The organism is Sulfurimonas limnophila (genome assembly GCF_059705345.1).
In genome coordinates this window covers 1,301,645-1,314,467 of the sequence record NZ_AP046127.1, presented here as the reverse complement: position 1 = coordinate 1,314,467, position 12,823 = coordinate 1,301,645, and the positions used below count along the sequence as shown (strand labels likewise).

Below are 12,823 nucleotides of genomic sequence, written 5' to 3'. Positions count from 1 at the left end.
GATATAAATTTTCCCTCGTTCCTAAGCTCTAGCTTGGTGAATGCATATAAATATATAAAACATAAATTTTAACTTGGAGAAACAGATAGATGCAACACGATATATTGGCTCAGATAGACTCTTTACCGCCTTTACCACAAACAGTTATACAGATAGATACATTTAAGAGAAAAGAGGACAAAAGTCCAGCGGAACTTGCAAAGATAGTAGGTGGTGATCCTCTTATATTTTCAACTTTACTAAAAGTATCAAACTCGCCGATGTTTGGGTTTAAAAAAAAGATAGAGACATCACAAATGGCTGTGAGTTTGATGGGTGTAAATTTTACTATTTCAGTAGCTCTTGGTAGTGCTATAAAAAACCTTGTTGAGACTTCTCTTGAACCATACGGTGCGAACTCTGATGCATTTTTAAGTACTGCGAGTAGGGCGGTGATGCTAGCTACAAGATGGGCAAATGTTTTAAACCCAGATTTAAAAGAGAGACTTATGCTTCCAACATTTTTACTAGAAACAGGTAAATTTGTAATTGCTAGAATTTTAAAAGAGAAGGGTCTTAGTGAGCAGTTTTATGAAGAGGTAAAAGATAGTATAAATATCTGTGAAGTTGAGAGAAAGTATCTTGACTCATCTACATCGTTGATTACAGCTGCTATATTTCAGAAGTGGGGGTTGTCTCAAGAGTTAATTGATGATATAAAGTATGTAGATGAGCCTCTAAATGCAGATAACAACAGTTTAGAAGTAAGTCACATCATACATGCTGTTAATCTTGTTTGCAATATCGTCTCTCCCTTTAAAGAAGAGTCTATTCAAGCCGCACTAGAGTATGCAAAACAATACAACTTAAAACCAGAAGAGTTCGAGGGTATCATAAGAAAAATGCAAGAAGAGTTAGATTAGATATTGTTTCGTTTTTGAAACAATATAGCATCTTCGTAGCCAGTTTTAGTAGCTTTTAAAATCCACTCTTTGGCTTTTAAAATGTCTCTTGCTACTCCATGCCCATAAAAGTAAAATACGCCAACTTGAAACATTGCCTTTGGGTAGTTTTGTGTAGCCGCTCTTATGTAGTAGTCAAAAGCAATTTTTAAATCTTTTGGAGCAACTTCTCCTTGAGCGTAAAAATCTCCAAGCTTTGTTTGTGCATGTACGCTTCCATTAAGAGCGGCTTTTTCTAACCAAAATAGTATCTTATCTCTATCATAAGAGACATGTTCAGATGAGAAGTACATCATAGCCAGATTATACTGCGCCAATGGGTCCTCTTGCCAAGCAGCTTCTTGAAACCAAAAAAACGCTCTTTGATAATCAGTAGAAGTTCCAACACCATTATAGTAGAGCTTTGCAAGGTTGTTTTGTGCTACCTTATTTCCACCCTCAGCAGCCTTTTTGTACCAAAAAAATGCTTGTTTCATGTTTTGTGTTGTAGGATCTTTTTCATAAAAAAGCCCAATATTTAGCTTTGCTATAACAAGTCCGCCATCTGCTGCTTTTTTATAATGCTTTAGAGCCAATGTTTTATCTTTAATCAGACCAAAACCATTTTCATACATATAACCGATGTTGTTTGTAGCTTCAAGATGACCAGCTTCAGAAGCTTTTTTGTACCACACAAGAGCATTTTTATAATCTTGTTTTGTATCTAATCCATAAAAATAGCAAAAACCAAGGTTGTACATAGCATTTATGTCTCCTTTATCGGCTTGTTTTAAAAAAGCAGTAATTTTTGGCGCTAAAGTATCGTTTGCATTTAAAGATAAAAATAGAAGAAGCAGTACGAGAGCGTATCTTTTTATCATGGCAGAAGTTCATCTTTTTTTATATCACAATATGGATATGCAACATGCAAGATTGAATCAAAATTTTTATCACAATAGAGCCAATTTTCATCCAAACCAAGAGCATAATCGATACGATTCCAAAAAATCTTATGAGCCAGAGAGTCTGGCGGTGTAAGAGTTTTTTCATCTTCTATCATTGTAAAAATCTCTAGGTGCATTTGAGTTTTGTTTTTATCTTCTGTCGGTACAACCGATAAAATAATATTATCAACCTGCATACCAATCGTTAAAAAAGCATTTGTTGAGCGTTCCATTATATGAAGTTTATCCCACGTAGTATCGATTATATACTCCGTAGATTCTTCTCTATATATCTTTTTTATAATGTTAAAAATTTTTTGCTCATCAATTTTTTGATATATTTTTGCAGAAACATTTAAATCATCATTAGAAAAAAGTGATACATTTAAAAAGAGACAAAGTAGTAAAAGATGTAGATGTTTTTTCATAAAAGCTCCTTATCTGCTTGTTCCATATAATCCAAGCATTTCAAATGCCAAATAGTCCTGCTCATTTTTAACAGAGTCCCCAAGAACCTTGATCCCATTTTCATCACAAAAGAGAACAATCTGTTTTACGATGTGCTGTTTTGAACTATCTCTTTTAAAATCTTGACAGTAGGCTCTCTCTAATCTTAGATAAGTAGGAGAGAGAGGCAAGAGTTTTTCTAGTTCCAAATCAGATATATGATACTGCTTTATCATAAATTCAAGCTCATTCTTTTTAAGAAAACTACAAAAAGAGACAAACTTATTATAGTTACTAACAATACTATAACTATGAGCAACAAAGATAAGATTTTCTCTATAAGGAGTTGACTTTAGAGCCTCTTCAAGCCAAGATAAAAAGAGTTGATTTGAGAGTGATGTAACGGATAGTGGTATGGAGATTTTATGTGTAAGTTCACCAAACTCTATCTGCTCAAGTACTTTTTCTATAAGAGCCTTGTCAAAATCACTGATAAAGCCGAGTTTTTCTGCAACAGATAAAAATTTACTACTAGGAATACTCTCAAAAGTTAAACTGTCAATGATAAGTGGAGAGACTTCTTGCATAAGTAACTGAGGCGATGAGTGAAAATCATAAGTATCATACAGGTACTGCAATACAAAATCTTTGCGAGAGATAATGTCTTTTACCGTGTGTTCGAGCTTGTCATTTAGCTCTTGTTGATTTTTCTCATCTGCTATAAAGTAGTACTTTGATTTCTCTTTGATGGCACTCTCGTAAGTGTCTCTTGTACTTTGTAGAATTGACTCGATTGTACCATAGTTATCAAATGGTGTTGCACCATAGTAGACTCTATTATCAAAAAAGTAGTACTTATGACTAAGACTCTCAGTTATTTTTATAATGTCTCTTAGCATATCTTCTATCTCTTGAGAGTTAACATCATAGATAATCATAGCAAACTCAGCACCAAAAAAGCGATAAATAACCCCATCATACTTTGGGTTAGTATCTAAGAAGTTTTTGATTAAATGTGAAAAATCTTCAATCAAAGTATCTACAATTTCTGGCCCATAGTTATTTGTAAATAATCCTATTTTGTCTATTTTTAACTGGATAATAAAGCCACTTTTATTTGCGATAAACATATACTTGAGGTCATTTTCAAAAGATTTTTTGTTTGGCAATCCTGTTAGTTCGTCAGTTCTCTCTTTTTGATAAATAATATCTTTACTGATGGCTAACTCGTTAGATAGGCTCAAATAATTATTTGCTATGTTCATAATGTTTTCGTTTAACACTCCAAACTCATTTGAGAGCTCTTTTGATACAGAGAGCTCTTTTATGATTTTTCCATCAAGTGTATTTTTTATATATATATTTAGTGAATCTATGGTTTTTATAAATTTAGGGCGGATGATATAGTTGTAAATTAAGATAAATAAAACAAGAAGAGAGATAGTGATAAATAAAATATTTATCAAAAACAAGTATGTTTTTTCAGCTATATCTTCTTTATTTATAACCATATCAGCATAATCATACTCAAGAACAAAGTCATTATCTTCATATTTTATATTTTTAAGTTCTATTGCGCTTTGATTTGATTTAATCTCTTTTTGTGTTGCATATATATAAAGAAACTCTTTAATTGTAGAATCTTTTTCTACTTGAAATTTAATTGTTATATTTGAGGCAAGATTTTCTTTATCATTTACTAAAATCTCGTAACCGCCATCTGGCATATACTCAATTACACCTTGCATAACATCCATTGATACTTCAATTATGCTCCAAGAAGCATCAATTGAAGCAACGCTTTTTAGAAGTAACTCATCATTTAAATAGTATTTTTTTAGTTTAATATTAACGTTTCTTAAATCACTTCTTTGTTGAAGGTTTGTAACTATTTTTTCAAATAAAAAAAGATTTTTTGATGTAATACTCTCATGTGCAGACTCTAGCAACTCTTTTTTCATAGCTTCTAGGGAAGACTCTTTTTTAAAGGTTTCTTCTTTAACTAAAGAAAAGTAGTAAAAATAACCACTGCTAAAAATAGAGAGAGCTATAAGAAGGATGAAAAAAAGAAACTTTTTCATTTTTCATTAAACCTTTTATATAACTCTTGCTTTTGAGATATTTTCTCTATTACAGGCAGATAAGCAGTGCCTAGTTTTTTAAGAGATTCTAATGCAGTTTTTGCCTCTTCATAAGTTGGATAAATGCCATACATAAGTTTATACCACTCACCATTTTTACCAAATTTAAAAACAAAACTCTCTAGCGCTATATCCTCTTCTTTTACTAGTTTCGCCGCCGAGTCTATAGAAGAGGTTGTTGTTATATTTATAGTGAAAAAATCTTTAGGAGCGTTTACAAATCTATCTTTAAATGCAAGGTCAGTCTCAAAAGGCGCTTCAGGAACTTTTTCTACTTTTGGCGGAAGAATAACTTTTGGTATATTGTTTGCATCAATGAAAAAGAGTGTCGAGAACTCTTTAAACTCATCTTGTACTTCTTTTACATTTGAGATTTCTACTCTGTTTTGTGGCTCATTTGAGAGTTTTTTCTTTAATGAGGTGTTCGCATCTTCACTAAGGTCAAAGATACCAAATGCTATTTTTGTTTTTATTTTTTTATCTTCAAAATGTTCATATATAAATGACTCTTTAGAGATGTTTAGCTCAGAAATTTTCTCTAGCGCTTCAAGCGGAGTCGCAAATCCATCTAAAACTATTGTAAATTTATCTGGACTTTCAATTAAGAACTTCTCATGAAACGAGAGCAGTTGCGTGAGCTCTTTTTCACTCTCTTTAGGAGTATGTGCAATCTTTGCAATCTCAGTGGCATTTATATCATCTTTGCTTATTGGAGCTTTTTTAGGCAGTGGAGAGTTTTTTGTTTCTGGTTTGTATTGCGCTCTGTATGAAGCTTTTGCCATATCTATAAAATTTGCTTCATTAGTATCAATTTTAAAATATGCTAAAAGGCCGCCTGAGTGTTTTAGGATTGAAAAATAGTCTTTCATAGTGTCTTGTTGGCTTTGAACAAGTGCTAATTCCGCAGCATTTAGCTGTCTTTGCCCTTGAAGTAGTACGTGCAAATCTTGCTCACCATTTCTAAAACTTTCCCAATATGAACTTACCATTTTTCTAGAAGAATCAACTTCATTTTCTACATTTGAGAGATTTTCTTGTAGAGATGTTATAGATGTGTATAGTTTTTCAAGTTCCCATTTTATCTTCTGCATCTCTGCTTCTTTTTCAAATGTAACTTCTTGTATAGATGAGAAGTTTTTTAAGTATGTATTTTTATCTTTGTTTCCATTAAAAATATTGTAACTAACAAGTATCTTTGCGATATAGCTATCTTCTACTTTTTCAAAGTTTTCTTGATCGGATACTTTTTCTGCTGCTAAGACAAGGTCAACTTTAGGTTTAAATGCAGCCTCGTTCTTTTTGAGATTAAATTTTTTGCTCAGTATTGAGTAGTTATAGCTCTTAATCGCACTATTTTTCTCTGGAATACTCTCTAAAACACTCTCTAGCGGAGTAACATCAACATGAACTATTTTCTCATAAGGAGTAGTGTTTTTAAAGAGTTCGCCAGTTATAAATTTATAATATTCAAGTGCGTTATTGTATTTTGAATTTGTTTTTGAGAGTTGTGATTTTGCATTTGATACACTTGCCTCTATACTACTTAATTCACCAATAGATAGGGCACCTGCTTCATATTTTGCATTTACTATTTCAAATATAGTCTCAAGAGCTTCCATATTTTTTTTATTTGCTTCTACTGAGTCTTTTGTAAAGACAACATCGATATAAGACGTTATTGCTTTTGTTATCTCATCTTCTAAAAGTCTCTCAAAATCAGTTCTTGCAACAGAGTAGAGTGCTTTTAGTCTTTGTATATCATTTTGTGTTTCTCCACCTGCATATATGTTTTGAGAGAGAGTAAGTGCGTATTTTTCATCATCAAAGTATTTTGAGCTTGCGTAAACTTGTTCAGGAGTTAAGTTTCCTGGTCTCTCTTGCGTTCTTATTTTTGTATAGGTAGCGTCAAGTGAAGGTAGATAGCTGCCATATGCTATATCGATATTGTGTTTTGCTTGTATCATTTTTTCTCTAGAGGCTTTAACCTTGTAGCTAATAGAGACAGCTTGTAAAACAGCGTCAATAAGTTCAATTTTTACGTTTGTTTCATTTGTATCTTGAGTATTTTTAGTTTCTTGAGGCTTTTTTTCTGCAGTAGAAGGGCTTAAATCTTTTGAAAAAATATTTAAATTATATCCAGTATCAGGCTCTTTAGCATTTAAATTTGCACTTAAAAAAAGAGTTATGAAACTAATTTTTAAAAAGAGTAGGGTATTTTTTTTCATATTTTCATAAACCATCATTTTTTTGTATTTACCATAATGATTCCATATCCAGAATCATAATCTACACTTTGTGCATCTGGAATCTTATCTTTTAGCCTAACAATAACATCATCATCTTTGTAATTTTTTGAACGGATAAGATTTCTAATGTTTAGCGCTCTTGAGAGAGCAATTTGCTTAGATATTGATGCACTAACTTGATTTTTTGGCTCCGCTGTAAATATAGAGATGTAATGTTTAGGAAATTTTATTTTTACTTTTTCTAAAAATGATGCCACATCTTTGATGGTTTGCTGATCTAGAATTATCTCTTTATTATGGTACTTTATTAACATCCAATCATCATAGATTATGTTCTCTTGTCTTGTGAGATTGTTATCAGCAACTGTCAAGTCCATACCAGCGACGGCTTGTAAATCTTTTATAGAGTCATTTTCTTCTATCTGTGGAGCTTCTTCTAAAATAGCCTCTTTTTTTATTATAGGCTCATTTGAGAGTTCTTGAACAGCAGCGGAACCTGTATAAGAGAGTTTATATTTGAATTGTGCGTAGTAAGTTATGTTTACGATTAGAACAAGCATAAAGATTAGAACAACCATGATGACAGATGCAAAAAGGTCAACAAATCCAGGCCAAGGATTGAAAGGTTCTAAATGCTTTTTTGCCATCTATTTGAGCCTTGAATTTTGTAGTAGTTCTTCTAATATTTGATTATTTTTTTCTTGTAACTCTAGTATAGATTTTAAATTTCTATTTGAACTCATTGTCGCAGTTGAGAGGTCTTGAATAGTCTCCACAAGTGCTTTTGAGCTTTGATACTGGTTTATATTTAAATCTTTTGTTCCATTGGCAATCTTCTCAAGTGCTACCATCATATCTTTTGCTGATTTTGATTCGCCATCCATACTTTGCAGAAGTATTTTTAACATAGCTTCATTTGATTTGTTTGATTTATCCATATTTTCTGTAAAACTGCTCATTTTTTCTGTAAAAACATCCATCATTTGTGACATTGAACCACCACCAGATACAACACCATCTTCGCTAGTTGTTGCACTCTCTATGATTAGAGAGTTTATCCAGTCTTGAACATCTTCTATAAAACTTGCTTGATTTTTTTCTAAAATATAACCCTTGATGCTTAAGATAATCGCAGCAGCAACTCCAAAGAGAGATGAACCAAAACCAACAGACATACCAACGATAGGGTTGTTTAGTCGCTTCATAATTTCACCGATATTTACATCACCTTTTAGAGATAGTACGATTGCCCCCATCTCATTAAGTGCTGCTAGAAGACCTGTAAAAGTTCCAAGTAGACCAATCATCAAACACATGCTTACGAAAAAACCAACATAACTTTTTTGATTTACAAATTTTTCTTGAAGCCACTCTACTACATCATTTGCTTCTGTATGCGTAAAATATACATTGTGATGAGAAGCTCTTTTTGAAAACATTTTTGCTACGTTTTCTGGAAATATTTTATCTATACCACTTAGATAAAACTCTAATGTATCATCTTTTTTATATCTAATTACTGCAAAAGTGCCTGTGAGCATAACTAAGTCAATTGATGCTTTCATTATAATCATCAAACCAATACCAAGTACAGTCATAACCGATACGTTAAAAGCAATTGTTGAGAGAAAAAACCCATACAGCATTTCAAAATTGTTAAATATAATAAAAAATATAAATAGCCATAAAATTGCATATACTCTAAGTATTTTTAATCTTCTCATTTAATCGCCTTAAAATAGAAAAAGAAGCAAAGAGACTATAAGTCCAAGCGCTATCATTACTACTTGATTTGTCATGTTTTTAGACATATCTATAAAACTTCCGTCTTGATTAACGCTCTGCCCCATAATAATAAGACCAATGTCGACTCCACTTGTATCTCTTACAACCACTCCATTTAGATATAAGTCTTTTGTAACAACGTACTCACCAGAGATGATTTTTTGTAAAGATGGTAAATCTACACTATCAAGATGTCCTAGTGTTGTAGAGTCATAAAGTTTAGAGTTTACAAGATAGTTTTTTCCAACTTGCAGATAAATTCCTTCTCTGTTTTGAATTGATAAAAGAGGAAGCATTTTTGAGTCAAGTAAAAAAACCTGTTCTTGTTTTAGTCTATTAAAACTATCTTTTAATGCATAGATACTTTGTCTAACTTCGATTATGCCAATAACTTTTTCATCTTTTATAATTGGCATAAGAAATATATAAAAAATACCATTATAGATTACCTCTGGACCAAAGATATTGTTTTTTGTTTGCATCGTTGACATAAGAGAGTGTCTGAGTATATCATTTTGATTTGTAGTAGAGTGTATTTTTATAAGAAGTGAGTTTTTCTCTTCCTCTTTTATCTCTGAGTTAAACTCATTTTCTATCTGCTCTAAAGTTGCTTTATCGTTTGCAAAAAGAGCGGTAATAATCTCTTTGTTATGTGAGAGGGCTAAGGCAATCTGGTGAAGTTTTGTCTCTGTTAAGCTCTCTAGGCTTTTTAAGTGAAGCTCATAAGCTCTTGTTTGAGTTTCATATACTTTGTTTGATGTCTTTGAAGTTGTAAGTATTAGCATATATGTTGATAAAATAACACCAATTGTTGCAAAAATAAAAATTGTTGTAAACCATAATCTTTTATTGTTTTTTAGTTTCCTAATAAACTGTTGCATTGTTTTTATAAAACCAAACATAATAATTTCCTATAGATAAAGTCTGTGAGTTTATAGTATAAAGCATTAATGTTCCTTTAATGCTTTATATTTAATGCTTTTTATCGGTTTTAAGAGATAATATAGAACAGTTCTCTTGCCAGTTAATATATTTACATTTGCTGACATTCCTATTAGAATTGGTGAATTTTCATCAAAATTATAGTTGTTTGCTCTTACTTTTATAGTGTAGTAACTGTTTCCAAGTTCATCAGTTGTGCTATCTGGAGATATACTGATGAGCTTTCCATCAAGCAGACCATATTTTGAGTAGTCATAAGCAGTTATCTCAATTGAAACATCTTGTTTTGGATGTATATAGGCTCTGTCTGAAGAGTTTATCTTTGCCTCAATCATAAGATCATCATCAATTGGAGATACTTCTGCGATAGTTTCGCCAGACCTAACAATTCCGCCGATGGTGTTATAATAAATTTTGTTTATTATCCCCTTTGTTGGGCTAAGTACATCCATGCGTTTATCTCTATCTATATGCGTTTTGATAGCTTCTTGAAGTTTTTGAATCTCTACTTGAATCTCACTGTTTTCTTCAAGAAGTTCAGTTCTAATCTCAAAGTTCTTTCCCTCTATCTTCTTCTTCCACTCTTCAATTTCTCGATTTACAACAGGAATTTTAAACTTAGCTTCTTGGAATTGTGTATAAATTTTCTGTTTTGTAGATTGATGTTGAAGAAATTTCTCTCTTGAGATGATCTTTTTATTGACCAATTCTTCTTGTATTTTCATATTTTCAAGAGTTAGGTTGTACTCTAATGTTAAGTTTTCCAAACGAACTTGCAGCTCTTTTAAGTCAGCATCTTTTTGTTGCAATTGGCTATTTAAAACAGAGATTTGGGAACTATACTTATTTTTTTGTTCACGAAAAACCTCTTTTTCATTTTGAATAATTTGTGGGATACTTGCAAACATCTCTTTGTCAAATATTGGTGTTTCTATATTATTAAGAAGTGCGTCAATGCGAATAAGTTTTGCTCTAAGGGCTATAAGTTTTATGCTGTTTTCTTTTTTTTCAGAGATAAAATATTGATTTTCTATACGAAATAAAACGTCCCCCTCTTGAACAGTATCTCCCTCATTTACTAAAATGTGGGTGATTATACCACCCTCTAAATGCTGTATTAAGCGAGTTTGCCCAGAGGGTATAACTTTTCCGCTTCCCTTAACGCTCTCATCAATCTCAGCAAAATATGCCCAGATAAAAAAGATAGTCGTAAAAGCAATGATTGGAATAGTTACTATGCGATAGTTCCAGCTCTGTTTTTGGGTGTACATATAGTTCATATTTCACCCTTTTTAGGAGAGTTAAGTAGTTGTAAAACTCTATCTTTTGGACCATCGGCAACTATTTTGCCATCATCTATAACTATAAGTCTATCAACTAACTCAAGAGCCGCCATTCTGTGTGTGATAACCAAAAGAGTCTGTTTGAGATTAAGATTTGATTTTAGTTTTTCTATAACTCTCTTTTCAAGCCCAATATCTAGCCCAGTTGTTGGCTCATCCAAAATCAAGATAGAAGGGTTGTTTACTAAAGCTCTTGCAAGTGCAACTAAGTGTCTTTGCCCAACAGATAAGTTTGAGCCACGCTCTCCAACTTGCAGACCATCTCCTTTTCCAGCCTTTTTTATTAACTCTTCTAGACCTGTTGTTTTTAAAATTTCCATCATTTTAGCTTTGCTGATGGGTTTAAAAAGTCCAATATTTTCTTTTATGGAGCCATTAAACAAGAAAGGGTCCTGAGGCATGATGCCTATGTTTTCTCTTACTTCTACTGGATGAAGAGTTGATAGTTCGTGATTGTCAAGGTAGATTGAACCCTCAGATGGAGAGATGGTTTTTAAGATAAGTTTTGCAATCGTGCTCTTTCCAGCACCAGTTTGTCCTATGATTCCTACTTTTTCTCCAGCTTGAAGTGTAAATGATACGTTTTGCAAAGAGTCATATTTACTGTTTTTAAATTTATAACTTACGCCTTTAAACTCAATTTTTCCATCAATTTTGCCAAGCCCTGCTTCAGCAGCAGAGATGTTCTCAGAAGGCAGAGATAAAAACTCATCTATTCTGTTTACTGATTCTCCAATCTCTTTGAGTCTGATTAAAATTCCTGAGAGATTAACGATAGGAACTATCGCACGACTTGCTAAAATTGTTATAGCAATTAATCCGCCAATAGAGAGTTTTTGGTCAGCTATCTCAAAAACACCAACAACAACAACGCTGATGACAACGAGCTGAACCATAAATTGTGAAATATTCATAGATAGCATATGTAGAGACTGCATTCTCATACTGATGCTATCCGTAAATGAAACAATACTTTTCCACAAAAACATCCTGCTTGAGAGTGCGTTTGAGGCTTTGATAGCTTCTGTTCCTTGAATGGATTCAAAAATAAAGTTGTTTTTAGATTGAATATTTTGTGAGTTGTTTGCACCTAGTTTTGCTATTGGTAGCTGCATAAGTATATTAAAACCTATAATTAAAATAGAAAAAATGAAAGGAACAGCCGCCATAGTTGGCGATATTATATATATCACTAGCAGAGCAATGAAGAAGAATGGTAGGTCAATCACTTGCATCAATGAGCGTATAGTAAAGAAATCTCTAACATGATGTAGCTCTTTGAAGAGATTTGCTTTTGTGCCAGTTGTAAAATGGTCAAAATGCGCATTTGCAAGAATCATCTTTCTCATAAGTTCCTCTTCCCAAAATAGCCCTATTTTTTTTGAGAAATCTTCTAGTATATGATTTCTTGCATATTTTAAAATTATGTCAAATATAAGAATTATCAAAGCACCAAGAGCAAGAACAAAAAGTGTTGCGTAGGCCTTGTTTGGGATTACTCTATCGTATGTGCTCATAACAAAAAGAGGAATTGCAAGAGCAAAAATATTTATAAAAAGAGTCAGTATGCCAACTTCAACATAAGTTCTCCAACTAGCCCTAAGCGGAGTGCTAAACCAAGTTTTAGAGCTCTTTGATTCTAAAAATTCTTCTTCGTTTTTACTTCTAAAAATTAGTAAAATTTTAGAGTTTTTTTTGAAATTCTTTAGAGGAATCTCCTCTTGCGTGTTTTTGATTGGATTTAAAACTATCGCATTATCTGCTTTAATCTCAAGTAAAACCAGAGCTTCATCTGTTGGAGAAATGATTATAGATGGCAAGAAATGAGCGGGTATATCTTTTACATACATCTCTCTGATTGTTGATGAGAGTTGATAATTTTTAAACACTTCTATTGCGTCTTCTATATCAAAGGCATCTTTTGAATTATCTTTTAAAAGAGCTATAGTGGAGTACTCAACTTCTCCAAAGAAAAAGCCAAGAATAAATTTTGTACAAATCTCTAAGCTATTTGTTTCATTTGTTTGCACGTAATTTCTTCCTTGATAGCTTATA

10 protein-coding genes are annotated in these 12,823 nt (G+C 32.3%); 1 reads left to right on the top strand and 9 read right to left on the bottom strand.

Features of this window, described 5'->3' with window-relative positions; all coding sequences use genetic code 11:
• Nucleotides 1-89 precede the first annotated feature (89 nt).
• Nucleotides 90-902, top strand: a complete 813-nt coding sequence (locus AC6H33_RS06695; RefSeq protein WP_497604111.1) for an HDOD domain-containing protein — start codon at nt 90-92, stop codon at nt 900-902.
• Here the strand turns inward: AC6H33_RS06695 and AC6H33_RS06690 are convergent.
• Genes AC6H33_RS06690 through AC6H33_RS06650 form a run of 9 tightly spaced genes read right to left on the bottom strand, consistent with a single transcriptional unit; the run spans nt 899 to nt 12,798 of the window.
• Nucleotides 899-1,801: a tetratricopeptide repeat protein gene (locus AC6H33_RS06690; protein WP_497604110.1), complete on the bottom strand. Its 903-nt coding sequence runs from the start codon at nt 1,799-1,801 to the stop codon at nt 899-901. The genes AC6H33_RS06695 and AC6H33_RS06690 overlap by 4 nt on opposite strands.
• Nucleotides 1,798-2,292, bottom strand: coding sequence for a hypothetical protein (locus AC6H33_RS06685; protein WP_497604109.1), 495 nt, complete (start codon nt 2,290-2,292; stop codon nt 1,798-1,800). The genes AC6H33_RS06690 and AC6H33_RS06685 overlap by 4 nt, the downstream gene beginning before the upstream one ends.
• 9 nt (nt 2,293-2,301) lie before the next feature.
• A complete protein-coding gene (locus AC6H33_RS06680; RefSeq protein ID WP_497604108.1) occupies nt 2,302-4,392 on the bottom strand; it encodes an EAL domain-containing protein in 2,091 nt (696 codons plus the stop codon).
• Nucleotides 4,389-6,677: a TolC family protein gene (locus tag AC6H33_RS06675; protein WP_497604107.1), complete on the bottom strand. Its 2,289-nt coding sequence runs from the start codon at nt 6,675-6,677 to the stop codon at nt 4,389-4,391. Before AC6H33_RS06675 ends, AC6H33_RS06680 begins: the two co-directional genes overlap by 4 nt.
• A gap of 14 nt (nt 6,678-6,691) precedes the next feature.
• Nucleotides 6,692-7,345, bottom strand: coding sequence for a hypothetical protein (locus tag AC6H33_RS06670; protein ID WP_497604106.1), 654 nt, complete (start codon nt 7,343-7,345; stop codon nt 6,692-6,694).
• Nucleotides 7,346-8,422 carry a hypothetical protein gene (locus AC6H33_RS06665; protein WP_497604105.1) on the bottom strand — a complete coding sequence of 359 codons (1,077 nt, stop codon included), beginning with the start codon at nt 8,420-8,422 and terminating at the stop codon, nt 7,346-7,348. It abuts the gene before it with no gap.
• A gap of 9 nt (nt 8,423-8,431) precedes the next feature.
• A complete protein-coding gene (locus tag AC6H33_RS06660) occupies nt 8,432-9,385 on the bottom strand; it encodes a hypothetical protein (protein WP_497604104.1) in 954 nt (317 codons plus the stop codon).
• 45 nt (nt 9,386-9,430) lie between these two features.
• The gene (locus tag AC6H33_RS06655) at nt 9,431-10,705 is read right to left on the bottom strand and encodes an HlyD family type I secretion periplasmic adaptor subunit (RefSeq protein ID WP_497604103.1); all 1,275 of its coding nucleotides are present in this window, start codon (nt 10,703-10,705) and stop codon (nt 9,431-9,433) included.
• A complete protein-coding gene (locus AC6H33_RS06650) occupies nt 10,702-12,798 on the bottom strand; it encodes a type I secretion system permease/ATPase (RefSeq protein ID WP_497604102.1) in 2,097 nt (698 codons plus the stop codon). Before AC6H33_RS06650 ends, AC6H33_RS06655 begins: the two co-directional genes overlap by 4 nt.
• Nucleotides 12,799-12,823 lie beyond the last annotated feature (25 nt).

What these genes read in the sequence shown, in the direction of transcription:
- AC6H33_RS06685 (WP_497604109.1), bottom strand. Translation starts at nt 2,292, where the DNA reads ATGAAAAAACATCTACATCTTTTACTACTTTGTCTCTTTTTAAATGTA.
- AC6H33_RS06670 (WP_497604106.1), bottom strand. Translation starts at nt 7,345, where the DNA reads ATGGCAAAAAAGCATTTAGAACCTTTCAATCCTTGGCCTGGATTTGTT.
- AC6H33_RS06665 (WP_497604105.1), bottom strand. Translation starts at nt 8,422, where the DNA reads ATGAGAAGATTAAAAATACTTAGAGTATATGCAATTTTATGGCTATTT.
- AC6H33_RS06680 (WP_497604108.1), bottom strand. Translation starts at nt 4,392, where the DNA reads ATGAAAAAGTTTCTTTTTTTCATCCTTCTTATAGCTCTCTCTATTTTT.
- AC6H33_RS06695 (WP_497604111.1), top strand. Translation starts at nt 90, where the DNA reads ATGCAACACGATATATTGGCTCAGATAGACTCTTTACCGCCTTTACCA.
- AC6H33_RS06655 (WP_497604103.1), bottom strand. Translation starts at nt 10,705, where the DNA reads ATGAACTATATGTACACCCAAAAACAGAGCTGGAACTATCGCATAGTA.
- AC6H33_RS06675 (WP_497604107.1), bottom strand. Translation starts at nt 6,677, where the DNA reads ATGAAAAAAAATACCCTACTCTTTTTAAAAATTAGTTTCATAACTCTT.
- AC6H33_RS06690 (WP_497604110.1), bottom strand. Translation starts at nt 1,801, where the DNA reads ATGATAAAAAGATACGCTCTCGTACTGCTTCTTCTATTTTTATCTTTA.
- AC6H33_RS06660 (WP_497604104.1), bottom strand. Translation starts at nt 9,385, where the DNA reads ATGTTTGGTTTTATAAAAACAATGCAACAGTTTATTAGGAAACTAAAA.